The sequence below is a fragment of the Streptomyces sp. NPDC057445 genome (assembly GCF_042802855.1).
GTDB lineage: Bacteria > Actinomycetota > Actinomycetes > Streptomycetales > Streptomycetaceae > Streptomyces.
Window position 1 is genome coordinate 192,265 of the sequence record NZ_JBHVDH010000006.1, and the last position, 25,338, is coordinate 217,602.

General features: G+C 70.8%; 20 protein-coding genes. 9 read left to right on the plus strand and 11 right to left on the minus strand.

The features are described from left to right. The first annotated feature begins 117 nt into the window (after positions 1–117). The gene (locus tag ACFU5O_RS16545) at positions 118–1,041 is read left to right on the plus strand and encodes a D-alanyl-D-alanine carboxypeptidase family protein (RefSeq protein WP_384240749.1); all 924 of its coding nucleotides are present in this window, start codon (positions 118–120) and stop codon (positions 1,039–1,041) included. Between the two features lie 105 nt (positions 1,042–1,146). Here the strand turns inward: ACFU5O_RS16545 and ACFU5O_RS16550 are convergent, their stop codons facing one another. The 3 genes from ACFU5O_RS16550 to pdhA (ACFU5O_RS16560) are packed head-to-tail and all read right to left on the minus strand — an operon-like array spanning position 1,147 to position 4,726. Continuing rightward, positions 1,147–2,565: a dihydrolipoamide acetyltransferase family protein gene (locus tag ACFU5O_RS16550; RefSeq protein WP_384240750.1), complete on the minus strand. Its 1,419-nt coding sequence runs from the start codon at positions 2,563–2,565 to the stop codon at positions 1,147–1,149. A gap of 10 nt (positions 2,566–2,575) precedes the next feature. Then, the gene (locus ACFU5O_RS16555) at positions 2,576–3,556 is read right to left on the minus strand and encodes an alpha-ketoacid dehydrogenase subunit beta (protein ID WP_384240753.1); all 981 of its coding nucleotides are present in this window, start codon (positions 3,554–3,556) and stop codon (positions 2,576–2,578) included. A gap of 3 nt (positions 3,557–3,559) precedes the next feature. Continuing rightward, the gene (pdhA, locus tag ACFU5O_RS16560; RefSeq protein WP_384240755.1) at positions 3,560–4,726 is read right to left on the minus strand and encodes a pyruvate dehydrogenase (acetyl-transferring) E1 component subunit alpha; all 1,167 of its coding nucleotides are present in this window, start codon (positions 4,724–4,726) and stop codon (positions 3,560–3,562) included. Between the two features lie 326 nt (positions 4,727–5,052). Here pdhA (ACFU5O_RS16560) and ACFU5O_RS16565 point away from each other — a divergent pair, with 326 nt between their 5' ends. Next, positions 5,053–5,712 (plus strand): response regulator, encoded by a 660-nt coding sequence (locus tag ACFU5O_RS16565; protein ID WP_384240757.1) that lies wholly within the window; start codon positions 5,053–5,055, stop codon positions 5,710–5,712. A gap of 118 nt (positions 5,713–5,830) precedes the next feature. Further along, positions 5,831–6,859, plus strand: coding sequence for a phosphotransferase (locus ACFU5O_RS16570; RefSeq protein WP_384240759.1), 1,029 nt, complete (start codon positions 5,831–5,833; stop codon positions 6,857–6,859). A gap of 62 nt (positions 6,860–6,921) precedes the next feature. Here ACFU5O_RS16570 and ACFU5O_RS16575 read toward each other — a convergent pair whose 3' ends face one another. Continuing rightward, positions 6,922–8,550 carry a protein kinase gene (locus ACFU5O_RS16575; RefSeq protein WP_384240762.1) on the minus strand — a complete coding sequence of 543 codons (1,629 nt, stop codon included), beginning with the start codon at positions 8,548–8,550 and terminating at the stop codon, positions 6,922–6,924. Positions 8,551–8,847: 297 nt separating this feature from the next. Here ACFU5O_RS16575 and ACFU5O_RS16580 point away from each other — a divergent pair, with 297 nt between their 5' ends. The 6 genes from ACFU5O_RS16580 to ACFU5O_RS16605 all read left to right on the plus strand — a co-directional run bounded on the left by ACFU5O_RS16580 (position 8,848) and on the right by ACFU5O_RS16605 (position 16,925). Further along, positions 8,848–10,539 (plus strand): protein kinase, encoded by a 1,692-nt coding sequence (locus tag ACFU5O_RS16580; protein ID WP_384240764.1) that lies wholly within the window; start codon positions 8,848–8,850, stop codon positions 10,537–10,539. A 664-nt stretch (positions 10,540–11,203) separates the two neighbouring features. Next, a complete protein-coding gene (locus ACFU5O_RS16585; protein ID WP_384240766.1) occupies positions 11,204–11,779 on the plus strand; it encodes a hypothetical protein in 576 nt (191 codons plus the stop codon). A 121-nt stretch (positions 11,780–11,900) separates the two neighbouring features. Beyond that, positions 11,901–12,527, plus strand: coding sequence for a PadR family transcriptional regulator (locus tag ACFU5O_RS16590; protein ID WP_384240769.1), 627 nt, complete (start codon positions 11,901–11,903; stop codon positions 12,525–12,527). Between the two features lie 85 nt (positions 12,528–12,612). Next, the gene (locus ACFU5O_RS16595; protein WP_384240771.1) at positions 12,613–13,389 is read left to right on the plus strand and encodes an ABC transporter ATP-binding protein; all 777 of its coding nucleotides are present in this window, start codon (positions 12,613–12,615) and stop codon (positions 13,387–13,389) included. Then, the gene (locus ACFU5O_RS16600; protein ID WP_384240772.1) at positions 13,386–16,244 is read left to right on the plus strand and encodes an FtsX-like permease family protein; all 2,859 of its coding nucleotides are present in this window, start codon (positions 13,386–13,388) and stop codon (positions 16,242–16,244) included. The genes ACFU5O_RS16595 and ACFU5O_RS16600 overlap by 4 nt, the downstream gene beginning before the upstream one ends. A 138-nt stretch (positions 16,245–16,382) precedes the next feature. Next, positions 16,383–16,925: a bacterial proteasome activator family protein gene (locus ACFU5O_RS16605; RefSeq protein WP_384240774.1), complete on the plus strand. Its 543-nt coding sequence runs from the start codon at positions 16,383–16,385 to the stop codon at positions 16,923–16,925. A 143-nt stretch (positions 16,926–17,068) separates the two neighbouring features. On the opposite strand, the gene ACFU5O_RS16610 is transcribed toward ACFU5O_RS16605, so the two are convergent. The 7 genes from ACFU5O_RS16610 to pdhA (ACFU5O_RS16640) are packed head-to-tail and all read right to left on the minus strand — an operon-like array spanning position 17,069 to position 25,318. Further along, positions 17,069–18,058 (minus strand): NAD(P)H-quinone oxidoreductase, encoded by a 990-nt coding sequence (locus ACFU5O_RS16610; RefSeq protein ID WP_384240776.1) that lies wholly within the window; start codon positions 18,056–18,058, stop codon positions 17,069–17,071. A 32-nt stretch (positions 18,059–18,090) separates the two neighbouring features. Next, positions 18,091–19,146 carry a potassium channel family protein gene (locus tag ACFU5O_RS16615; RefSeq protein ID WP_384241088.1) on the minus strand — a complete coding sequence of 352 codons (1,056 nt, stop codon included), beginning with the start codon at positions 19,144–19,146 and terminating at the stop codon, positions 18,091–18,093. Between the two features lie 20 nt (positions 19,147–19,166). Continuing rightward, entirely contained in the window at positions 19,167–20,612 is a 1,446-nt protein-coding gene (locus ACFU5O_RS16620; protein ID WP_384240777.1) for a molybdopterin molybdotransferase MoeA, read from the minus strand. Continuing rightward, complete coding sequence (locus ACFU5O_RS16625; protein WP_384240780.1) at positions 20,612–21,496, minus strand: NTP transferase domain-containing protein; 885 nt, start codon at positions 21,494–21,496, stop codon at positions 20,612–20,614. The genes ACFU5O_RS16620 and ACFU5O_RS16625 overlap by 1 nt, the downstream gene beginning before the upstream one ends. 44 nt (positions 21,497–21,540) lie before the next feature. Beyond that, positions 21,541–23,148 carry a 2-oxo acid dehydrogenase subunit E2 gene (locus ACFU5O_RS16630; RefSeq protein WP_384240782.1) on the minus strand — a complete coding sequence of 536 codons (1,608 nt, stop codon included), beginning with the start codon at positions 23,146–23,148 and terminating at the stop codon, positions 21,541–21,543. Then, a complete protein-coding gene (locus ACFU5O_RS16635) occupies positions 23,148–24,161 on the minus strand; it encodes an alpha-ketoacid dehydrogenase subunit beta (RefSeq protein WP_384240784.1) in 1,014 nt (337 codons plus the stop codon). The genes ACFU5O_RS16630 and ACFU5O_RS16635 overlap by 1 nt, the downstream gene beginning before the upstream one ends. Continuing rightward, on the minus strand, positions 24,158–25,318 hold the full coding sequence (gene pdhA, locus ACFU5O_RS16640) for a pyruvate dehydrogenase (acetyl-transferring) E1 component subunit alpha (protein WP_384241091.1): 1,161 nt from the start codon (positions 25,316–25,318) through the stop codon (positions 24,158–24,160). The genes ACFU5O_RS16635 and pdhA (ACFU5O_RS16640) overlap by 4 nt, the downstream gene beginning before the upstream one ends. Positions 25,319–25,338 lie beyond the last annotated feature (20 nt).

A 25,338-nucleotide genomic window follows, 5' to 3' on the forward strand; every position in this document is an offset into this window, starting at 1 on the left:
TTTGCGGCACCCGTGAGTCTCGTCTCTGGGCCCTCGTTTCTCTCAGGCCTCACAGACGTCCCTTTTCAGCGCATTCGCGAACTCGGAGCGTTCCCTTTGAATTCCAGCTTTACGGGCGTGCGCAGAGCCGCCGCGGTCACCCTTGCCACCGGCGTCCTGCTGACCGTGTCGCCCCTGGCCGCGTCGTCCGCCCAGGCGGCCACCGCGCCGACCGTCTCCGCCAAGGGCGCGTACTTGATGCTCGGCTCCAACGGCGCGCCGGTGTATACCAAGGGCGCGGACACCAAGCGCCAGATGGCGAGCACCACGAAGGTCATGACGGCTGCCGTCGTGCTCTCCAGCCCCGGTCTCGACCTCAACCGCAAGGTCACCGTCAACAAGGCCTACCGCGACTACGTGGCGGCCCAGGGCGCCAGCACCGCCGACTTGCGGACGGGCGACAAGCTCACCGTCCGCCAGCTGCTGTACGGCCTCATGCTGCCCTCGGGCTGCGACGCCGCGTTCGCGCTCGCCGACACCTTCGGCAGCGGCACCACGCGCACCGCCCGCGCCCAGAACTTCATCGCGAAGATGAACGCCAAGGCCGTGGAGCTCGGGGCGAGGAACACCAAGTTCGACTCGTTCGACGGCATCTCGCAGACCGGCAACAACGTCACCACCCCGCGCGACCTGGCGAAGATCGCCCGCTACGCCATGAACAACGTCAACTTCCGCGCGGTCGTCAAGTCGACCTCGTACAAGTCCACCGCGCCCACGAGCACCGGCGGCACCCGCACGTACACCTGGTACAACACCAACAAGCTGCTGGGCTCCTACAGCGGCGCCACCGGCGTCAAGACCGGCACCGGCACGGCTGCGGGCCCGTGCCTCGTCTTCGCCGCCACCCGCAACGGCAAGACCTACATCGGAGTGGTCCTGAACAGCTCCAGCGTCAACACCCGTACCACCGACGCGGCGAAGCTGCTGGACTACGGCTTCGGCTCCAACACCGCGAGCACCATGAAGGTGCGGACGCTGCCCCCGGGCGCTCAGCGCGACTGATACGGCAAGCGCCGTACGCACGAAGAGGTCCCGTGACGCCGATCGCGTCACGGGACCTCTTCGTATGCGTACGTGCCGTCCGGCCAGGGCCGCCGGCCCGTCCCGTCACGCCCAGGTGATCAGGCGCTTCGGGTCCTGAAGGATCGCGGCGGTGTCCGCCAGGACCTTCGAGCCGAGCTCGCCGTCGACCAGCCGGTGGTCGAAGGACAGCGCCAGCGTCGTGACCTGCCGGGGCTTCACCTTGCCCTTGTGGACCCACGGCTGGAGCTTGATCGCACCGACCGCCAGGATCGCGGACTCACCGGGGTTGAGGATCGGCGTACCGGTGTCGACGCCGAAGACGCCGACGTTGGTGATGGTCACCGTGCCGCCCTGCATCGCCGCCGGTGTGGTCCTGCCCTCGCGCGCAGTTGCCACCAGCTCGCTCAGGGACTCGGCCAGCTGCGGCAGGGTCTTGTCGTGCGCGTCCTTGATGTTCGGCACGATCAGACCGCGCGGCGTCGCGGCGGCGATGCCCAGGTTCACGTAGTGCTTGAGAACGATCTCCTGGTTCGCCTCGTCCCAGGAGGCGTTGATCTCCGGGTTGCGCTTGATCGCGACCAGCAGCGCCCTGGCGACGAGGAGCAGCGGGTTCACCCGGAGCCCGGCCATGTCCTTGTCGGCCTTGAGTTCCTCGACCAGCTTCATCGTGCGCGTCACGTCGACCGTGACGAACTCGGTGACGTGCGGCGCGGTGAACGCCGACCCGATCATGGCCTGCGCGGTCGCCTTCCGCACACCCTTGACGGGGATACGGGTCTCGCGGGCGCCGGGGGCCACCGCGGGCGCCGCCACCGGGGCCGGTGCCTCGGACTCCGCAGCCTGCGCGGGCGCCGCGGCCGGCTGGGCCGGGGCCACGGCCGCGTGGACGTCCTCGCGGGTGATGATCCCGTCGGGCCCGCTGGGCACGACGGTCGCGAGGTCCACCCCGAGGTCCTTGGCGAGCTTGCGGACCGGAGGCTTGGCCAGCGGGCGGGGCGCGGTGGACACCGCGGTCCCGTGCCCGTTGAGCTCGACCTGGACGGCCGCGGCGGCCTGGGACTGCTCCGGCACCGAAGAGCCCTTGCGCGGACGCCGCTTGGTCGAGGACTCGGCCACGCCGTAGCCGACGAGCACCGGCTGGCGTCCGGCCGGCTTGTCCTTCGGGACCTCCGGCTCGGCGGCCGCGAGCGTCGGCTCGGTGGCCGCCGGCGGCGGCTCCTCCGCCGGACCCGAGCCCGGCGCCACGTCCACCGTGATGATCGCCGTACCGACGTCCACGGTGGTGCCCTCGTCGAAGCGCAGCTCGTGCACGACACCGTCGTACGGGATCGGCAGCTCCACCGCCGCCTTCGCGGTTTCCACCTCGCACACGACCTGGCCGTCGGTGACGGTGTCGCCGGGCCGGACGTACCACTTGAGGATCTCGGCCTCGGTGAGTCCCTCGCCCACGTCGGGCATCTTGAACTCACGGAAGCGGGCAGAAGCGTCAGTCATCGTCGTCAAGACCCTCTCCTCAGTACGCCAGCGAGCGGTCGACGGCGTCGAGCACCCGGTCCAGGCCTGGAAGGTACTCCTCCTCCAGCCGGGCGGGCGGGTACGGAGCGTGGAACCCGCCGACCCGCAGGACCGGCGCCTCCAGGTGGTAGAAGCACCGCTCCGTGATGCGGGCGGCGATCTCCGCGCCGGAGCCGTAGAAGACCGGGGCCTCGTGGACGACGACGAGCCGGCCCGTCTTCTCCACGGACTTCTGCACGGCGTCGAAGTCGATCGGGGACATCGAGCGCAGATCCAGGACCTCCACCGACTTGCCCTCCTCCTGGGCGGCCGCGGCGGCCTCCAGGCAGACCTTGACCATCGGCCCGTACGCGGCCAGCGTGATGTCCGTGCCGGTGCGTGACACACGGGCGGCGTGCAGCGGGTCGGGGATGGACTCGGTGTCGACCTCGCCCTTGTCCCAGTAGCGGCGCTTCGGCTCGAAGAAGATCACCGGGTCGTCGCTCTGGATGGCCTGCTGGAGCATCCAGTAGCCGTCCGACGCGTTCGAGGGCGAGACCACCTTCAGGCCCGCCACGTGCGCGAACAGCGCCTCCGGCGACTCGGAGTGGTGCTCGACCGCGCCGATGCCGCCGCCGTACGGGATACGGACGACGACCGGCATCTTGATCTTGCCGAGCGCGCGGGCGTGCATCTTGGCGAGCTGCGTGACGATCTGGTCGTACGCGGGGAAGACGAAACCGTCGAACTGGATCTCGACCACCGGGCGGTAGCCGCGCAGTGCGAGACCGATCGCGGTGCCGACGATGCCGGACTCGGCGAGCGGGGTGTCGATGACCCGCTCCTCGCCGAAGTCCTTCTGCAGTCCGTCGGTGATACGGAAGACCCCGCCGAGCTTTCCGACGTCCTCGCCCATGATGAGGACCTTGGGGTCGGTGTCGAGGGCCTTGCGCAGCGACTCGTTGAGCGCCTTGGCGAGGGACATCTTCTCTGTGGCCATGGCTTACTTGCCCTCCTCGACCGAGTCGGCGAAGGAGGCCTGGTACGCGGCGAATTGCGCGCGCTCCTCGTCGACCAGCGCGTGCCCGTCGGCGTACACGTTCTCGAAAATGGCCATGTCGTCCGGGTCGGGCATGGCGCGGACGGCCTCGCGGACACGCTTGGCCAGCGCGTCGCTCTCCTCGTCCAGGGCGGTGAAGTACGCCTCGGCCTCGTTCTTGTCGAGGACCTCCCGCTCCAGGTACGTACGCAGACGCAGGATCGGGTCCTTGGCCTCCCAGGCCGCCCGCTCGTCGTCGTGCCGGTACTTGGTCGGGTCGTCGGAGGTGGTGTGGGCACCCATCCGGTACGTGAAGGCCTCGATCAGCGTCGGACCCTCACCGCGGCGGGCGCGCTCCAGGGCGGAGCGGGTCACCGCAAGGCAGGCGAGGACGTCGTTGCCGTCGACGCGGACACCGGGGAAGCCGAAGCCCTGCGCGCGCTGGTAGAGCGGGACGCGGGTCTGGCGCTCGGTGGGCTCGGAGATCGCCCACTGGTTGTTCTGGCAGAAGAACACGACCGGGGCGTTGTACACCGCGGAGAAGGTGAAGGACTCCGCCACGTCGCCCTGGCTGGAGGCACCGTCACCGAAGTACGCGATCACCGCGGAGTCCGCGCCGTCCTTGGCGACACCCATCGCGTAGCCGGTCGCGTGCAGCGTCTGCGAGCCGATCACGATCGTGTACAGGTGGAAATTGTTGCTGTTCGGGTCCCAGCCACCGTGGTTCACACCACGGAACATCCCCAGCAGATTCGTCGGGTCGACCCCTCGGCACCAGGCGACGCCGTGCTCGCGGTAGGTCGGGAAGACGTAGTCGTCGTCGCGCAGGGCCCGGCCGGAGCCGATCTGCGCGGCCTCCTGGCCCAGCAGCGACGCCCACAGGCCCAGCTCGCCCTGGCGCTGGAGGGCGGTGGCCTCGGCGTCGAAGCGACGCGTCAGAACCATGTCCCGGTAGAGCCCGCGGATCTCCTCGGGCCCCAGGTCGATGTCGTACTCCGGGTGCTCGACCCGTTCGCCTTCCGGCGTCAGCAGCTGTACGAGCTGGGGCTCGGAACTCTGCGGCTTCTTCGCGGCGCTGACGCGCTTACTGCTGCGACGCGGTTTGCGCGCGGCAGTGCTTTCCACGGTCACGTGCGTTGCTCCTCCGTCTGTCCGGTCCCCGGGGTCCGCCGGGTACCAGTGCGGCTCGCCTGTATCCGTACGCGTGCACGGGGTGGGTGCGACTCGGCCGGGAACAGGCGTGACAGGTGCCCCGGCGAGCGCCCTGCCAAAGGCACGTTACCCAGTGGGGCGCATTACCGCGAAACCCCATTTGACCTGCGATTTTGCTTGGATTTCCAAGTAAATCGAGAAAAGCGGGAACATCCACTGGTCACAGCCTTGCAGGCCGCCGGAACACCGGCACGTTATCCCGGTCACCCCCGACACGGGAAGAGTGAGTATGTGAGACTGATTTCGTGGGCGAAGACGGAAAAATCAGGGTATTCCTCTTGGATGACCACGAAATCGTCCGGCGCGGTGTGCACGAGTTGCTGACGCTCGGGGACGACATCGAGGTCGTCGGGGAGGCGGGAACGGCGGCGGACGCCATCGCCAGGATTCCCGCGGTCCGCCCCGACGTGGCCGTTCTGGATGTGCGCCTTCCGGATGGCAGCGGGGTGGAGGTGTGCCGTGAGATCCGTTCCCGTGACGAGAACATCAAATGCCTGATACTGACCTCGTACACCGATGACGAGGCGCTTTTCGACGCGATCATGGCCGGGGCGTCCGGCTACGTGCTCAAGGCGATCCGCGGCTCCGAACTGCTGACGGCGGTACGGGACGTGGCGGCCGGCAAGTCGCTGCTCGACCCGGTCGCCACCGCACGGGTGCTGGAACGGCTGCGGGACGGGGGCAGCCCCAGAGGCCAGGACAAGCTGTCCGGCCTGACCGAGCAGGAGCGCAGGATCCTGGATCTGATCGGGGAGGGCCTGACCAACCGGGCGATCGGCGAGCGGCTCCACCTCGCCGAAAAGACGATCAAGAACTATGTCTCCACCCTGCTCGGCAAGCTCGGCATGGAGCGCCGCTCCCAGGCCGCGGCGTACGTGGCGAGGATGCAGGCGGAGCGGCACTGACGGGAGCGGACCGACCGGAACCGCACCGGCCGCCCCCTGCCGTGCGCGAGCACAGGGCCAAAAGGACTATTCCGAAGGGCGACACGCGCGACACGCTGCGTGATCTATCATCTGACGGGTGCCGCGCTCATCTGCTACCGCCCCACCTCCTCTGGGTGAACTGCTGCGCCGGTACGAAAGACCCGGCGAGCCCCTCTCCTGCGAGCCCGTCACCCAGGGCCTCCTCAACCGCGGCTACCGCCTCGCCACCACCCGCGGCGCCTACTTCCTCAAGCACCACCTGGACGCGCCGACCGCCGACCGCGACACCATCGCCCGCCAGCACCGCGCCACCCAGCGCCTGCAATCCCTCGGCGTCCCCGTCGCCCCGCCCGTCCAGGACACGACCGGTGACACCGTCGCCGTGATCGGCGGCCGCTGCTACGCCCTGCATCCCTGGGTGGACGGCAGGCACCGGGACGGCGCCCAGCTGACCACCGCCGAGTCCCGGCGCCTCGGCGCCCTGCTGGGCCTGGTGCACACCGGCCTGGAACGGGTGATGGATACGTCCCCGCACAGCGGCGAGCACAACCGGGAGCACAGCAGCGCCGACCCCGGCGAGACCTTCGCGCTCATCGACGAACTGCTGGACCTGGCGCGTGCCCACCGGCCCCGGGACGCCTTCGACGCGCTCGCCGAGCACCGGCTGGTGGAGCGCCGCGCCCTGCTCGCACGGCACGCTCACCGGCGGCCTCCCCCGGCCGCCGGCGGCGGCTGGGTGCACGGCGACTTCCATCCGCTGAACCTGCTGTACCGGGGCGCCGAGCCGGCGGCGATCGTCGACTGGGACCGGCTGGGGGTGCAGCCGCGTGCCGAGGAGGCCGTACGGGCCGCGGCCATCTTCTTCGTGGGTCCCGCCGGAGAGCTGGAACTCCCCAAGGTGCGGGCGTACGCACGCGCCTACCGCAGGGCGGCCGGGGCGGACAGCGCGGAGCTGGCGGCCGCGGCGCACCGGGTCTGGTGGGAGCGGCTCAACGACTTCTGGATACTGCGCTGGCGCTACCAACTGCACGACCGAAGGGCCGACCCGCAGTTTCCTGCGGCGTCGGCCCTGGCGGTGTGGTGGACACGGGAGTACGAGGCGGTGTGCGAGGCCTTCGCGGGGTGAGCGGCGCCCCGGCGGTGACGGGGGCCCTGCGAAGCGTCGGGGCTCTACGAAGCGTCGGGGCTCTACGGAACGGTGCCGCCGTCGGCACCGGCCGCGGCGCCGGCGTCCGTGCCGGTGGTCGTCCCCTCCGTGGTGCCCTCCGTCGTACCTTCCGTCGTGCCCTCCGTCGTGCCTTCCGTGGTGCCCTCGGTCGTGCCTTCCGTCGTGCCCTCGGTCGTGCCTTCCGTCGTGCCCTCCGTGGTCCCGTCCGTGGTGCCCTCGGTCGCGGTGGCCGGGTCGGAAGGCTGGCCGCTCGGGGTCTGCGGGGTGGAGGGCGTGTCCTCCTGGGCCGGAGGATCGGACGGCGTCCAGGGCTGCTCGTTGCCGCCGGTCCCCTGTTCCGGAGTCTCGTTCTCCTGGGTCTCCGGGTCCGACGGCGTCGGTGTCCTGTCCTTCGGTGTGGCGGGCGTCTGGGAAGTCGGCGTGTCAGGCTTCTGGTCCGTGGTGGTGTCCTTGGCCCGGTCCAGTGCGAAGACCACACCCGCCGTGATCGCGATCAGCGCGAGCGCGACGAACAACAGCACCTTCCCGCGGCCGCCGCGGCCCTTGCCGCCGCCGCTCGCGCCGTTGTAACCACCGTTGAAGCCGCCGTCGTCCGGATTGCGCGGCGGCAGTATCGAGCCCTGCGAGGTGTCCCCGTTGGCCGGGTGCCCCATCACGGTCGTCGCGGCCATCCCCATCGCGGGGGCGTAGCCGCCCTCGTGCAGCTCGACCGGGCCGGTGTTCCACGTACCGGTGTGGCTGCCCGCCTGCTGGAGCATCTGCAGCCCGTACTGCACCAGTCCGCGCATCTCCTCGGCGCTCTGGAACCGGTCGTCGGGGTCCTTCGCGAGGGCGCGGATGACGAGCCCGTCCAGCTCCGGCGGCGCCACGTCCGAGGCCTCCGAGGGAGGCACGGGGGCGTCCTGGACGTGCTGGTAGACCACGGAGAGCGGGGTCTCGCCGGTGAACGGCGGACGCAGCGCCAGCAGTTCGTAGAGCAGACAGCCGGTGGCGTACAGGTCCGAGCGGTGGTCGACGGCCTTGCCGAGGGCCTGCTCGGGGGAGAGGTACTGCGGCGTGCCCATGACCATGCCGGTCTGCGTCATCGTTGTCGACGCACCGTGCAGCGCGCGGGCGATGCCGAAGTCCATCACCTTGACCGCGCCGCTGTTGGTGATGATGACGTTCGCGGGCTTGATGTCGCGGTGCACGATGCCGTGCTGGTGCGAGTACGCGAGCGCCTCGAGGACGCCGGAGACGATGATGAGCGCCTGCTCGGTCGGCGGGGCCTCGGCGTTGATGAGGAGATCGCGGATGGTGTGGCCCTCGACCAGCTCCATCACGATGTACGGCACGGACTGGCCGTTCACGACGTCCTCGCCGGAGTCGTACACGGCGACGATGGCGTGGTGGTTGAGCCCGGCGACCGACTGTGCCTCGCGCGTGAAGCGGGCCTTGGACACGGGGTCCTCCGCGAGGTCGGCGCGAAGCAGCTTGACGGCCACGGTGCGGCCGAGCCGGACGTCCTCCGCGGCGAACACCTCGGCCATGCCGCCGCGGCCGAGACGGCCCGTCAGGCGGTAGCGGCCGTCGCCGACGAGCCCGCCGACGCCCCAGGATTCCGCAGCATCCGAGACTCCGCCGCCACTTGCTTCGGGTTCGGGTGCCATCAGTCCTCGCCGTCGTGTCTTTGCCGCGCCACGCGCCGTGCGCGGCCCGTTCGGGTGCTTTGCCACGTCACGCTACAGGCTCCGCGTACCGCCCCGGTGCGAGATGGACCGGCCATCAAACCCGTTGCCGCTGTACCGAAGCAAATTCCATGAGTTTCCTGTAACGCTTGCGAGACGCTTCTTGTGCGTACGGTCACGGAACGGGCACCTGGCTTGACGTGTCCGTGCCCTCCGGCAGACTTGGCCCGTAAAACCGGATCATCGCCGCCGCCAGGCGCGCCTAGGGGGAAGCACGACATGAGCCAGGACGGGGCACAGGCCGGCGGCCGCTATGCGGGCGGCTCTGTCGCGGGCGGCCGGTACCAGCTTCGGGACCTGCTCGGCGAAGGCGGCATGGCGTCCGTATATCTGGCGTACGACACCGCGTTGGACCGCCAGGTCGCCATCAAGACCCTCCACACCGAGCTCGGGCGGGAGCAGTCGTTCCGCGAGCGCTTCCGGCGGGAGGCGCAGGCCGTCGCCAAACTCTCCCACACCAATATCGTGTCGGTCTTCGACACGGGTGAGGACGAGCTCGCCGGCTCGCTGATGCCCTACATCGTCATGGAGTACGTCGAGGGCCTGCCGCTCGGCTCCGTGCTGCAGGCCGACGTCCGGCAGTACGGCGCGATGCCCGCCGACAAGGCGCTCAAGGTGACGGCCGATGTGCTGGCGGCGCTCGAGACCAGCCATGAGATGAGCCTGGTCCACCGGGACATCAAGCCCGGCAATGTGATGATCACGAAGCGCGGCGTCGTCAAGGTCATGGACTTCGGCATCGCGCGGGCCATGCAGTCGGGTGTCACCTCGATGACGCAGACCGGCATGGTCGTCGGTACGCCGCAGTACCTGTCGCCGGAGCAGGCGCTCGGGCGCGGAGTCGACGCACGCAGCGACCTGTACTCGGTGGGCATCATGCTCTTCCAGCTGCTGACCGGCCGGCTGCCGTTCGACGCCGACTCGCCGCTGGCCATCGCATACGCACATGTGCAGGAGGAGCCGGTCGCTCCGTCCTCCGTCAACCGCTCCCTGACCCCCGCGATGGACGCCCTGGTGGCGCGGGCGCTGAAGAAGAACCCCAACGAACGCTTCCCGAACGCCGCCGCGATGCGCGACGAGTGCGAGCGGGTGGCGAACGCCGGCCGGACGGGCGCGCCGGTGATCGTGCCCGGTGGTCCGGTCAGCAGCGGGGCGGGAGTCGGCTCGGCCGTGTTCCCCCCGGTGGACCAGGCGATCCCGGCTCCGCCGAGCGTGCACCAGCCGTACCAGCCGGGCCCCGTTCCGGGGCCGCAGCAGGCCCCGGTTCCGGGCCCGTACGGACACCCGACGGCGGCTCCCGCCCCGACACCCTCGCCGGGCTACGGCTACCCGCAGCAGACGCCTGCCGCGGCCTATCAGTCGCAGACGCCGCCTCCCGCTGCGGCCTACCAGTCGCAGACACCGCCCCCTTACACCATCTCGCCTCAGCAGACGGGTGGTTCCGCGGGCGGCAGCGGTGGAGGCAGCCGGAACATGCCGGTCATCGTCGGCTCGATCGTGGTCGCGCTCCTGGCGATCGGCGGCCTGATCGCCGTCCTGAACATGGGCGGCGGCGACGAGGACCCGGGTACGGGCGGCGACGCCGGTCCGACGGCGGGCGGGCAGGCGGCGGAGCACAGGCCGCCGGAGCGCAACCGCAAGATGGACACCGAGGACTGTTCGGACGCGTCCGAGGACAGCGACGACCCGAAGAAGGTCCAGGCCCCGAGCTTCGTGTACAAGGACCTGATCTCCGTCAAGCAGTGCATCCAGGCCGCGGGCTGGCAGATCAAGGAAACCCGGGTGGACCACCCGCAGTACGCGGAGGACCAGGTCATCGAGCAGTTCCCGACCGAAGGGACCGCCGTGGTCCCGGGCAACCAGACGTTCGAGCTGAAGATCGCCACGGGGGACCCGGGCTCCGGCTACTGAGGCGGCCTCCCGGCATCGTTCCGCCGTTCGGTGGATCACGCCACGAACGGCCCGGATGACCCGGACAGCCGGAACCCCGACCCGTCCCGAACGGCCTGGCGCGCGAGTGCGTGCCGGGCCGTTCTGCATGTGCGCGACGGATCCCAATGCCCGAGATGCCGGAAATGTTCGTGCATGTGACGCTGAGTTCGATACTTCCGCAGCACGCATTCCGCTTACCCGGATCCCGCCCTGCAGGCGTCCCGCAAACCCGGCGCCCGGGCGTCCGGACATCCGGGTTCCGAGGCAACCCGCGCCTCGGCATCCGGCATCTCGGCGAATCGGCGACTCGGCACGGGAGGGGGTCACTCCAGTGACTCCGAAGCTCCACACGCACTGCGTGACGACCATCACGGCTCTCGCGGCCCTGGTGCTGGCCACGCCTGTCGGGGCGTACGCCGGTGAACGCGCGGAGGGCCCGCGAGGGTCTACAGAAACGTTTCGCTTGAGTACCGGCGATGGATCGGGCCGCCAGGACGGACAAGCACGCGAGGGCCGGCGGGACGGCGGGGACCGCGGGCGGCAGGGGAACCACGCGGGCCGGGGAGACCACGGGGGCCATGGATACCGCGGAGGCCACGGGGACGGCCGGGATCGCGGGAACCACAGCGACCACCGGAGCCCCTTGGGACCTCTCCCGCCGCCACTCGTACGGCTCTACGGCTCCGGAGAGGCCGCAACCGATTCGGGCAACCCCGGCACCGGCTTCCGGCCCGCCCCGAGGGCCGCCGAACCCGCGCCGCCCTCCCCCTCTCTGGCGGGCCGCGAGGCCGGAGAGGGACGCAAGCGCCCCGGCCGTACGGCACCGCCGCTCGGCGATGCGCCGGAGCCCCCGGAGTCCGGGCACGTCCGCGAAGCCGAGCACGACCGCGGCAGCGACCAGGGCCGTGGCCACGCCCACGACCGGGAGAACGGCAACGACCGGGACCGGGCGCCCGACCATGGACGCACCCCCGGCAAGAGCAAGGCGCCGCAACGTGACACCGGCGACAAGCCCGTTTTCCTGCCCCCCGCGCAGGTTCCGCCGCCGGTACACCCCACTCGCACCGCACCCGTTGCACCTGCCGCCGTCGGCAAGGCGGCCCCGCAGTCGTCGTCCGCACCACTGGAGCGGAAGATTCCGATATTGACGCTCGGTACCGGATTCGCCCTGATGGGGATAGGTCTCGGCTACATGGGGCTGCGGCTCCGCCGCTACTGAGATCGCACCGGAGGACGACCGGAATGCCCTCCCTCAGTACCTGAGTCATCCCTACGGCCTACGGACCGGATCCGTCGCAAGTCGCTTGTCCGCGACGACATACTCGGTATACATACTGAGTATGTCGATCCGCCACGGACTTCTGGCCCTCCTCGAACGCGGCCCCCGCTACGGCTCTCAGCTCCGCACGGAGTTCGAATCCCGCACGGGAGCCACCTGGCCGCTCAACGTCGGCCAGGTCTATACGACCCTCAGCCGGCTCGAGCGCGACGGCATGGTCGTCCAGGACGGGGAGGACGAGGCCGGGCACGCGCTCTACGCCATCACCGACGCCGGGCGCGGCGAACTGAAGTCCTGGTTCGGGCGGCCCGTCGACCGCACCAGCCCGGCCCGTGACGAGCTGGCCATCAAGCTGGCCATGGCGGTCGGTGCCCCGACCGTCGACATCCGCGAGGTCATCCAGTTCCAGCGACGGCACACCGTGAAGGCGATGCAGGACTACACCCGCCTCAAGGCCCAGGCGCTGGAGTCCGAACTCGTGAACCGTGACGACGTCGCCTGGCTGCTCGTGCTCGAGCAGCTCATCTTCCAGACGGAGGCCGAAGCCCGCTGGCTCGACCACTGCGAAGCCCGGCTCATCCGCCTCTCCGCGGCGACGTCCCTGGCTCCGGAGCCCGCACCCCCACCTGCGTCTTCCCCGGCTCCGGCTCCTGCGCGCGCTCATGAGCGCCACGGGCGGCGAGGCTGAGCTCCGGCTCCCGTCTCGCCCGCCGCATCTCTTCACATCCGCTCGCTTACGCCCTTCGCGTACGCCCAAGGGGGGGACCCCCACCATGTCCGACCAGTCCCAGCAGCTCCAGCAGCATCCACAGCAACGACCGTCGCAGCAGCCTGTGCTGCAACTGCGGCAGCTGACCCGCACCCACGGCAGCGGGGCCACCGAGGTGCACGCCCTGCGGGGAGTCGACCTCGATGTCTTCCCGGGCGAACTCGTCGCCGTCATGGGCCCGTCCGGCTCCGGCAAGTCCACGCTCCTCACCATCGCCGGCGGACTCGACACTCCGAGCTCCGGCAGTGTGATCGTCGAGAACACCGACATCACCACCGCCGACCGCAAGACGCTCGCCGCCCTGCGCCGCCGCAGCATCGGTTACGTCTTCCAGGACTACAACCTCATCCCGGCACTCACCGCGGCCGAGAACATCGCCCTTCCGCGGGAACTCGACGGCACCTCCGCCCGCAAGGCCCGCACCGAGGCCCTGGCTGCCCTGGAAGAGATGGATCTGGCCCAACTCGCCGAACGCTTCCCGGACGAGATGTCCGGCGGCCAGCAGCAGCGGGTGGCGATCGCCCGCGCCCTGGTCGGCGAGCGCCGTCTCGTCCTCGCCGACGAGCCCACCGGTGCCCTGGACTCGGAGACCGGCGAGTCCGTGCTCGCGCTGCTGCGCGCCCGCTGCGACGCGGGTGCCGCCGGCATTCTCGTCACCCATGAGCCGCGCTTCGCGGCCTGGGCCGACCGTGTCGTGTTTCTGCGCGACGGCGCGGTCGTCGACCAGACCTTCCGCAGCGAGGCGGACTCCCTGCTGAGCGGGCAGGCGGCCGAGCGGTGACGAACTGGTACCACTCCTGGCGGGCCGCGATACGCATCGCCCGCCGTGACGCCTGGCGCTTCAAGGGACGGAGCTTCCTCGTCCTGGCGATGATCGCGCTGCCGATCCTCGGAGTCAGCGCCGCCGATCTGACGCTGCGCAGCGCCGAACTCTCCACCGAGCAGAGCCTTGAGCGCTCGCTCGGAGCGGCCGATGCCCGGCTCTCCGACGCCGGTTTGGGCGGAGCACCGCTCCACCAGGCCCCCGACGGCCAGAACTACGCCCCGGCCGAGAACCTCGACGGCAAGGCATGGCCCGAGGGCACGACGGACGTGAGCAAGGCCGTGCCGGCCGGAGCGAAGTCCCTGGAGGACTCGACCGGTTCCGGCAAGCTGCGCACCGCACACGGACTGCTGAACACCGAGATCCGTGAGCTCAAGTCCGCCGACCCGATGGCCGACGGCATCATGACGCTCGTCAGTGGCAGATTCCCCAAGGATGCCGGCGAAGTGGCGGCGACGACCCACTTCCTGGAATCCAGCGGGCTGGACGTGGGCTCCAAGGTCGCGGCGCGCGGGCTCGAGCGGCAGTACACGATCGTCGGATCGTACGAGCTGCCCGACTCACTCACGACGGACCAGGTCAACGCGCTTCCCGGCGCGCTGCTCGACCCGCTCGACAAAGCGCTGAAGGCGGACAACCTGCCCGGCGCCGACAAGAACAGCACCTATCTGCTGGCCGTTTCGGGTGGTTTCACGTGGAACATGGTCAAGGAGGCCAACACCAAGGGCGTCACGGTGGCTTCGCGGGCCGTGCAGCTCGATCCGCCCGCCGATTCGGACGTTCCCCTGTACCAGTCCGACGAGTGGGGAGGCGCCTTCGAGGAGAGCACCGGGGCGCAGGCAGCGGCACTCGCCGCGGTCGGCACCGTCGTCGGCCTCGCCATGCTGGAGATCTGCCTGCTGGCCGGGCCCGCCTTCGCAGTGGGCGCCCGGCGCTCCCGCCGGCAGCTCGGGCTGGTCGGTGCCAACGGCGGCGACCGCCGCCATATCCGGGCCATCGTCCTGGCGGGCGGTCTGGTCATCGGGGTCGTCGCCGCTGTCGTGGGGACGACCCTCGGTCTGGCCTTGACGTTCGCCCTGCGCCCACTGCTCGAGGAGTACATCGGCTCGCGCTTCGGCAGCTTCGACATCCGGCCGCTGGAACTGCTCGGCATCGGGCTGCTCGCCGTGATGACCGGTCTGCTGGCGGCGATCGTCCCCGCCGTCACGGCCTCCAGACAGACCGTCCTGGCGTCGCTCACGGGCCGCCGGGGTGTGCGCCGCAGCAGCAGGGTGCTGCCCCTTGTCGGCCTGGTCGCGGTGGGGCTCGGCGCCGCGATCGCCCTGTACGGCTCGCTCTACACCGATGACTCCATCGTCGTCGCGGGCGGCAGCGCGATCGCCGAACTGGGCGTGGTGGCTCTGACACCCGCGCTGGTGGGCCTCTTCGGCCGGACCGGCCGCTGGCTGCCGCTCTCGCCGAGGCTCGCGCTGCGCGACGCCGTACGCAACCGGGGCCGCACGGCACCTGCGGTGGCCGCAGTGCTGGCCGCGGTCGCAGGCACGGTCGCCGTGGCGACGTATGCGGCGAGCAGGGACGCCCAGGGCGCGGCCGAGTACGAGGCACAGCTGCCGCGCGGAGCGGTCTCCCTGGTGATCGACGAGCCCGGCGGCCGTGACGTCGCCCAGGCCCGTGCTGCGGTGCAGAAGTATCTGCCGGTCGATGTCCGGGCCGATGTGGAACGTATCTCCGTCGGAAAGAAGCAGTGCGCGATGTCCTACGGCGGCAGCGACGGCTGCGGCCGGTACGAGGTCGTCGTACCGAAGCCCAACCAGTGCCCGCTGTGGCCCAGCGCGCCCGGGATCGGGGATCCGGCGGACAAGTTCACCAAGGCCCAGCGCCGGGCCCTCGCCAAGGACTGGCGCTGCCAGGAGGACAGCGGGTCCGCCTATGCCGCGGACGGGGTGGTCGTGGGTGACGCGAAGCTGCTGAAAGCCCTCGCCGTCGAGGACCGGACCGCGGTGAAGGCTCTGGCCGACGGCAAGATCGTCTCGTTCGACAAGCGCAAGATCGACAAAGGCGGCGCCATCCGGATCAAGCTGATCACCGACATCGAGGCGGCCGACAAGGCGTCCGAGGCGGGCAAGGAGGCGCCGGGCACGGTCAAGACGTTCCCGGCCTACCAGGTGCCAGGAAAGGTCACGTCGTACGGCGTGTCCATGATCGTTCCCCCGTCGGCGGCCAAGGCGGCCGGCCTGACCACGGTCCCCTTCGGCGCGTACTTCACGACCGACCGGGCGCCGACCACCGAGCAGCGGCAGAAGCTCGACGGTGAGCTCGACAAGTCGGGCGTGGATGCCATGCTCCACATCGAGGAGGGCTACACCAGCGAGAACAACATCGTGCTGCTGGCGCTGACCGTGTTCGCCGGACTGATCACCATCGGTGCGGCCGGTATCGCCACCGGGCTCGCCCAGGCCGACGCCGAGGCGGACCTCAAGACGCTGGCGGCCGTCGGCGCCCCGCCACGGGTGCGGCGCACGCTCAGCGGCTTCCAGTGCGGGGTGGTGGCCGCGATGGGTGTGGTGCTGGGCTCCGCGGCCGGCGTGCTGCCCGCGGTGGGGCTGCGGCTGACCGAGCGGCGCGAGCAGATGAAGTGGTACGAGGAGGCGCTCGACTCGGGCTTCGCCGGGTTCAGCCCGCCGCAGATCCTGATCGTCTTCCCCTGGGAGACCCTGGCCGCCCTCCTGGTCGCGGTCCCGGTCGGGGCGGCCGTCCTCGCGGCGCTCGTCACCCGCTCCCGCGGGGCGCTGGCGCGTCGCGAGGCGACGTGACCGGGGCCGGCGTTACCTGCCGGTAGCCACGGCGACCCGACCGGCCTGTTTCCCGGTCTGTGCCCCCGTAGGAGGGTGGATCACCCTCCTACGGGGGCACACCGTGTGGTGAGGCACATGTGCGAGAGAATGGGCGGCATGGAGATGCCGAGGAATGAACGGTCGCAGGAGAGCCCCCAGGTCTTCATCGTGGGACAGGACGGGATGGCGCTCGGCGGCGGTCAAGGTGACGACGAGTCGCGCGAGGTCCCGGTGACGGAAATGGTCGAACAGCCTGCGAAGGTCATGCGCATCGGCAGCATGATCAAGCAGCTGCTGGAGGAAGTGCGGGCGGCACCTCTGGACGAGGCCAGCCGTGTCAGGCTCAAGGAGATCCACAGGGGCTCGGTCAAGGAGCTCGAAGACGGCCTTGCTCCGGAGCTTGTCGAGGAACTGGAGCGTCTTTCCCTGCCGTTCACCGACGAGGCGATCCCCTCGGAGGCGGAACTGCGTATCGCACAGGCCCAGTTGGTCGGCTGGCTGGAAGGCCTCTTCCACGGCATCCAGACCGCGCTGTTCGCCCAGCAGATGGCGGCCCGTGCCCAGCTCGAACAGATGCGCCGCGCTCTCCCGCCCGGCGCCCCTCATGACGATGACGAATCCCCCAGCAGCGCCATCCGCTCGGGCGGTCCGTACCTCTAGCGAGCCGTGCGACAGGGCCCCGTTCCCCGGCAGGGGGAACGGGGCCCGCGCCGTTCCGGGACTCACCGTCCCGACTCACCCCGAGCGGCGTGGATGCGGCAGGTACGCGACGTCCCGCGGCAAGCAGCTGCCCACAACTGGTCTCAGCCGGCAGCAGGCGCCACCAGGACCACCTTGCCCACATGCTCGCCCGACTCCAGCACCCGGTGCGCCTCCGCCGCTTCGGGCATCGGCACGACGCGATCCACCACGGGTCGCACCGCCCCGGCCTCGATCAGGGGCCACACATGCTCCCGCACCGCAGCCACGATGGCCGCTTTCTCATGCAGCGGCCGTCCCCGCAGCGATGTCGCTGTCACTGCTCCCCGCTTGCCCAGCAGGACTCCGAGGTTCAGCTCGCCCTTCACCCCGCCCTGCATACCGATCACCGCGAGCCGCCCGTTCACCGCCAACGCCCGGACGTTCCGGTCGAGATACTTCGCTCCGATGATGTCGAGGATGACATCCGCCCCCGCACCCTCCGTGCCGTTCCTGATCTCCTCCACGAAGTCCTGCTCGCGGTAGTCGATCAGAATGTCCGCGCCCAGCTCCGCACAGCGACGCAGCTTCTCCGGACCGCCCGCGGTGACCGCCACCTTCGCGCCCACTGCCTTGGCCAACTGGATCGCCATCGTGCCGATCCCGCTCGCACCGCCGTGTGCCAGCAGTGTCTCGCCGGGCCGCAGATGCGCCACCATGAAGACGTTCGACCACACCGTGCACGTCACCTCGGGCAGGGCCGCGGCCGTGACCAGGTCCACACCTTTCGGTACCGGCAGCAGCTGACCGACGGGCACGGCCACCTTCTCCGCGTAGCCGCCGCCCGACAGCAGGGCGCACACCTCATTGCCCACACTCCATCCGGACACCCCGGGGCCGAGCTCGACGATGCGCCCCGAGCACTCCAGCCCGGGGTACGGTGACGCACCGGGCGGCGGGTCGTAGAAGCCCTGTCGCTGCAGCACATCCGCGCGGTTGACGGCGCTTGCGACAACCTCGACGAGGACTTCCCCCTCGCCGGGCTCGACATCGGGCGCCTCCGCCCACACCAGCGCCTCGGGACCACCTGGTTCGGGAATCGTGATCGCATGCATGGCCGCGAGGCTACTCCGGCCTGCCTCGGTCGTTACTCCACGGCACCGATGTGCGGAGCGTTCGTCGCCCGCACGATGGTGATCAGACGGTCCGTCAACTGCAGCGGGCTCGCCTTGGGATCGTCGTAGCCGAGCAGCCGGTGGCCGCGCAGCACGCTGACGACCAGATCGTCCGTCTCCCGGACACTCTTGCCGACCTCGCTCTTTATCACCGGACGTTCGATGAGATCGAGCCCACTGCCCTGCTGGATCAGATCCTCCATCACGGTGCCCGCACTGGGGCTGAGCACGGACAGCCCGAGCAGTCGGCCCGCCGCACTGGCGCTGGTGATCACCGCATCTGCTCCGGACTGGCGCAGCAGCGGTGCGTTCTCCTCCTCGCGTACGGCGGCGACGATCTTTGCCCCCCGGTTGAGCTGACGCGCGGTGAGCGTCACCAGCACCGCCGTGTCGTCGCGCTGTGCGGCGATCACGATCTGTCGCGCCTTCTGCGACTCGGCACGCAACAGCACATCGCTTCGGGTCGCATCGCCGAGAACCCCGGCGAACCCGTCCGCGGTGGCCGACTCGATGGCTTTGGAACTCGGATCCACCACGACGATCTGTTCTTTCCTCAGGCCCGTCGCGCACAGGGTCTGGATCGCGGAACGTCCCTTCGTGCCATAGCCGACGACAACGGTGTGGTCCCGCAAGGTGGCCCTCCAGCGGTTCAGCCGCCACTCCTCCCGGGTCCGCTCGGTGAGGACCTCGAGAGTGGTACCGACCAGGATGATCAGAAAGAGCACGCGCAGCGGCGTCACCAGAAGCACATTGACCAGCCGGGCACTGTCGCTGTGCGGAACGATGTCGCCGTACCCGGTGGTGGAGAGGGTGACGGTCGCGTAGTAGACGGAGTCGAGGAAGTCGACTTTCTCGTCGGCGTTGTCGTGGTAGCCGTCGGCGTCGGCGTAGACGATGAAAACGGTCAGCGCCAGCACCATCAGAGCCATCAGCAGCCGCTTGCTGACCTGGCGCAGGGGACGCTGGACGACACGGCGCGGCATTCTCACCCGCGCGGTGACCAGCTGTTCATCGGCCTGCCGGGCCATCGCGTCATGGCCTGGAAGTTTCACGTGAAACACCCTTCGGTGGTCGGCGACCAGGGCAGGTCGAGGACCTCCAGCTCGTCACCGGCGCCCGCCCCGCCGGGCGGTACGACGGCAAGTCCATGCGCGGCGGCGATACCCCGCAGCATGGCCGGACCGTTGTAGTGCAGCGGTACGAGCACCTCGCCACGGCGCACCACCGGCACCAGCCGCGTGTCATACGGATGACCGTGCACCTCGTCCCGTAGTGACGCGCGGTACGGGGCGGGGGTTGCGGCGCGCCCGGACATCCCCCGCAGCAGCGGCTCGGCAAGCGTGACAAGCCCGGACACGGCGGCCAGCGGATTCCCGGGCAGCCCCACCAGATACCGGCCGTGCGCGAGCCGCGCCAGCAGCATCGGATGCCCGGGACGTACGGCGACGCCGTCGACCAGCAGCTCGGCTCCGGCCTTCCGTAGCACCGGATGGACATGGTCGACGGGGCCTGCCGCAGTGCCGCCGGTGGTGATGACGAGCTCCGCCTCCGATGAGGCAACGGCGTCGTACAGCGCATCGGCGTCGTCACCGATGCGACGGGTGGCAAGGACCTCCGCACCGAGAGCTCGCAGCCACGGCCCGATCATGGGACCGAGGGCGTCACGGATGAGCCCGTCATGGGGCAGCCCCTCGGTGAGCAACTCATCACCCAGCACGAGTACTTCGATGCGCGGTCGGCGGACGGTGAGCAACTGGTCGTAGCCCGCTGCCGCGGCCAGCCCGAGCACGGCGGGTGTCACCGTGCCTCCCGCGGGCACGAGTTGGTCCCCGGAGCGGCATTCCTGGCCGCGGGGTCTGATGTCCTGACCATGGGTCACCGGACGCTTGGCGTACAGATGGCCGCTGCTGTCGGTGCGGGAGTGTTCGCTGCGCACCACGGCCGTGGCACCGGCCGGGACCCGGGCGCCGGTTGCGATGCGTACCGCCGCGCCGTCGGTCAGAGGCTCCTGCTCGCCGTGCCCGGCGAGGATGCCGCCACCGCTCTCCACGGTCCAGGGGCCTGGCCCGGAGACCGCCCAGCCGTCCATGGCGGAGGTGTCGAAGGACGGCAGATCGGTGAGGGCCGTCAGCGGCTCGGCGAGCACCTGCCCAAGGGCCTGGCCAAGAGGAGCGCGCCGGGTGCGGAGCGGAGTCGCGCTGCCGGCGCGTGCCGCGACCAGGCGTGCTCCGGGCCAGGGCGTCGCCCGGTGGGGGGTACCCGGCGCACGCGCTCCGGCGTGCGCCGACTGCCGCCCCACCAGGGCGAGGGCGTCCTCGACGCCGTCGTCGGCACCCGCCCCTGCGTCAGCGAGGGCGGGAGCATCTGCGTCGGCGGCGGCTCTCCCGGTGGGGGCATCCGCCCGGGCGCGGTCGCCCGGACCCGTACCGGACCCTCCGGCGCCGCTCTGTCCGGCAACGCGCGGAGCGTCGAGTTCGTGGTCCTGTCCGGTCATCAGGTGCCGGCCTCGTCTTTTCCGGCCCCGTCGGTGGCACCATCGGCTTCCGCCGCCCACCTGTCGGCGAGCGCTGCCGCCTTGCGGGCCGCTTCGGCCACTGCCTGGACGCCGTCACCGCCTGCCCTGGCCGCCGCATAGCCGACCAGGAACGTGGTGAGCGGCGCCGCGGGCCTGGCGACACCGTGCGCGGCGTCCCGCGCGAGGTCGAGCAGGAGGCCGGTGTCGACGTCGAGCTCGATGCCGAGTTCATCCTTGACCGCGTTGATCCATTCATCCAGCACATTCCCATGCTCCCTGATGCGGGCACGGGCTGCGGCGATGTCGTCCCAGGTGTCGCAGTCGATGGAGTCGAGGGGCCCCGCGGCGGCCCGCTCGAGCTCCAGCTCCTGTGTGAGCAGGCGCAGCGGCAGTCCGGCGAGTCCGCCGTACTCGGTGGCGATGAGAGCCAGTTCCCGGCGCAGCGGCTCGGTCCGGTAGGCCGCGACAAGCGGCTGGTCCCGCCCGTCCTGATCGGTGAGCAGCGCGCCTTCCCGCCCGCTCGTGTCCAGGGCCGCGAGCAGCCGCCGCACCGTCGCATCGCCGAGGAACGGCAGGTCCGCCGAGAACACGAGAACGGTCTCGGCCTCCACCAGCCGTACCCCGGCGTCGAGCGCGGCCAGCGGCCCGCCGCCGGGCGGGGCCTCGCGCGCCCACAGCACGGGGCGCGCGGTGGCCCGTCGACCACCGACGACGACGGTCCGGCCGGCGCCCCGGCAGACCGTGAGCACACGGTCGAGCAGCGCGCGGCCACCGACGCTCACACCGGGCTTGTCCGCACCGCCCAGACGCCGGGCGGCCCCGCCGGCCAGCACGATCGCGTCGTACTCCGCATCCGCAGTCACCCCAGCAGTATGGGCCGTGATCACCCCTGCCGGACCGGCCGGGGTTACAGCGTGCGCAGCAGCACCGCCGGACTCTCCACGCAGTCGGCCACATACCGGAGGAAGCCGCCCGCCGTACCGCCGTCACACACCCGGTGGTCGAAGGTGAGCGAAAGCTGTACGACCTGGCGGACCGCCAGCTCGCCCTCGTGCACCCAGGGCTTCGGCACGATGCGGCCTACGCCCAGCATCGCCGCCTCCGGGTGGTTGATGATCGGTGTGGAGCCGTCGACCCCGAACACGCCGTAGTTGTTCAGCGTGAACGTGCCGCCGGTGAGATCCGCCGGTGTGAGGCTGCCCTGCCGCGCCTTGTCCGTCAGCCGGACGAACTCCTCGGTGAGCGACTCGGCCGTGCGGTTGTGGGCGTCCCGCACGACGGGGACGACCAGACCGCGCTCGGTCTGGGCCGCGAAGCCGAGATGCACCGCGGGCAGACGCACGATCTCCTTGGCGGTCAGATCGACAGTGGAGTTCAGCTCGGGGTAACGGGCGAGCGCGGCCGTACAGATCCTGGCGAGCAGCGCGAGCAGCGAGATCTTCGGCCCACCCGCGGCGTTCATCGCCTTGCGTGCTGCCATGAGCTCGGTCGCGTCCGCGTCGACCCAGCAGGTCGCGTCGGGAATCTCCCGTCGGCTGCGGGACAGCTTCTCCGCGACGGCCCCTCGCACCCCACGCAGCGGGATCCGTTCGCCGCCAGAGGCGACAGGCGCGGCGGCCGGCGCAGGCGCGGACGTCGGGGCGGTCGTCGGCGTGGGCGCCACGACGGGCGCGGCCGGCCGCTGCGAGGCGGGGCCGGTGTCGGCCCCTATCGCAAGCTCCACATCGGCCCGCAGGATCAGCCCATCGGGTCCGGATCCCTGCAGCTCCCGCAGATCGACCCCGTTCTCTCTGGCCAGCTTTCGCACCAGGGGCGAGATCACCGCGACGGGCCCTTCGCCGCGAGGTGCGGCCGCGATGGCGGGCCGCTCCTCGGCCATGGCCCCGACGGAACCACTGTGCCCCTCCCCGATGACTTCCTCGGGCGCCGGGCTCTCCACCGTGCTGTCCCACACGGGCTCCGGCGGGGTGTGCCCGCCGGAGGAATGCATCCCGGCCGTACGGGTGGTTTCTGCCGAGGAGTCTCCCGCACTGCCGGATGCCGTACGGGATCCGGCACTCGCGGGGCCGACGGAGCCGGCCGCGCCGTGGGCGGCGTAGGAGGCGGAGCCGCCATGGGATGACAGTCCCGTCGGCCTGATCCGGCGGCGGCGGGCAGCCGGGGCGCCCGTTCCGTATCCCACCAGCACATTGCCGGAGGTCTCGTTCCCCGAGACACCCGTGGCACCGGAGGCACCCGTCGCCCCGGAGTCCCCGGGCGCCGGTTCCGCCGCGCCCACCGCGACGGTCAGCAGGGGCGCTCCGACCGGCAGCTCCGCGCCCTCCTCGCCGAAGCGCGCGGTGACCACACCCGCGTACGGGCACGGCACTTCCACCATCGCCTTGGCCGTTTCGACCTCCACGACCGGCTGGTCGATGGCGACGACATCGCCCACAGCGACCAGCCAGCGCACGATCTCCGCCTCGGTCAGTCCTTCACCGAGGTCGGGCAGCTTGAATTCGAGCACCTGGGCCATCAGCTGTCCGCCTCCCACTGAAGCCGGGCCACCGCGTCCAGGATCCGGTCCACGCCCGGCAGATGGTGTCGTTCCAGCATCGGCGGTGGGTACGGAATGTCAAAGCCGGCCACCCGCAGCACCGGGGCCTCCAGGTGATGGAAGCAGCGCTCGGTGACCCGGGCGGCGATCTCCCCTCCGGGACCACCGAAGCCGTTCGACTCATGAACGACGACGGCACGGCCGGTGCGCCGCACCGACGCACACACCGTCTCGTCGTCGAAGGGCACGAGCGAACGCAGATCGACGACCTCGAGATCCCAGCCCTCGGCCCGCGCCGCCTCGGCGGCCTCCATGCAGACGGGCAAGGACGGGCCGTAGGTGATGAGGGTGGCGCTCCGCCCCTGGCGCCGTACGAGCGCGCGACCGATCGGTTCCACGGCGGCCGGGGCTTCGGGCGACCAGTCGGCCTTCGACCAGTACAGGCGCTTCGGCTCGAGGAAGACCACCGGGTCGTCGGAGGCGATGGCCGCCCTCAGCAGCCCGTAGGCGTCCTCGACCGTCGCGGGCGTGACGACATGGAGCCCCGGAGTCGCCATGTAGTACGCCTCTGAGGAGTCGCTGTGGTGCTCGACGCCACCGATCCCGCCGCCGTAGGGCACACGCACCGTGATCGGCATGGGCATGGCGCCCCGCGTACGGTTCCGCATGCGGGCGACATGGCTGATCAGCTGCTCGAACGCCGGATAGGCGAACGCGTCGAACTGCATCTCCACGACGGGCCGCAGCCCGTACATCGCCATGCCGACGGCCGTCCCGAGGATGCCGGCCTCGGCGAGCGGCGTGTCCGTACAGCGGTCCTCACCGAATTCCTTGGCGAGCCCGTCGGTCACCCGGAAGACGCCTCCGAGTGTGCCGACGTCCTCACCCATGACATGGACGGACGGGTCCTCCGCCATCGCGTCGCGCATGGCCCGCTGGAGGGCCTGCGCCATCGTGGCGGGCTTGCTCTGCCTGGCAGTCGCCGTGCTCATCGTGCGTCGCCCTCCGCGCCGTGCGCTGCCTCTGTGCCCTCGGCGTCCAGCTCGGCGCGCAGTTGCGCCGCCTGCTCCCGCAGCTGGCTGGTCTGTTCTGCGTAGACATGGGCGAACAGGTCCATGGGGTCGAGCACCGGATCGGCGTTCATCCGCTCCCTCAGCTGTGCGGCCATCGTCTCCGCGGCCTCGCCTGCCGCCCGTACGGTCTCGTCGTCGAGCAGCCCCCGTCCGGTCAGCTCCCGCTCCAGCAGCCGGATCGGGTCGTGCTCGCGCCAGGCCTCCACCTCGCCCTCGGCCCGGTAGCGGGTCGCGTCGTCCGCGTTCGTGTGCGCGTCCATGCGGTAGGTGACGGCCTCGACGAGAGTCGGACCGCCACCGCGCCGCGCCCGCGCGACCGCTTCGGCCAGCACCTCGTGCACCGCGGCCGCGTCGTTCCCGTCGACGAGCCGGCCCGGCATTCCGTAGCCGACCGCCTTGTGGGCGAGAGAGGGCGCCGCGGTCTGCTTGGCGAGCGGGACGGAGATCGCGAAGCCGTTGTTCTGCACGAAGAAGACGACGGGCGCCTGCCACACGGCGGCGAAGTTGAGCGCCTCATGGAAGTCGCCCTCGCTGGTGCCCCCGTCGCCGACCATGGCGAGCGCGACGACGTCGTCGCCCTTGAGACGCGCCGCGTGCGCCAGGCCCACGGCGTGCGGAAGCTGAGTGGCGAGCGGGGTGCACAGAGGCGCTATGCGGTGCTCGCGGGGGTCGTACCCGGTGTGCCAGTCGCCGCGGAGCAGGGTGAGCGCCTGGACGGGGTCGAGGCCGCGGGCGACGGCCGCGAGGGTGTCCCGGTAGCTGGGGAAGAGCCAGTCCCGCTCCTCCAGGACGAGCGCGGCCGCGACCTCGCACGCCTCCTGGCCGGTGCTCGAGGGGTAGACGGCGAGCCGGCCCTGCTTGGTCAGCGCGGTCGCCTGCGCGTTGTACCTGCGGCCGCGCACCAGCTCGGCGTACAGCCGCAGCAGCAGCTGAGGGTCGGCTCCGTCCGCCGCGTCCGTACCGAGTACGCGGTACGGCTCCGCGTCCGGCAGCAGCGGCGCGGGGTCGGTGCGCGGCTTCCACGCCGGCGGCGGGGTGGGCCGGTAAGCGGCACCCGGCCGCTCCTGGACCGTCATGCTGCTCTTCTTCAACGCGA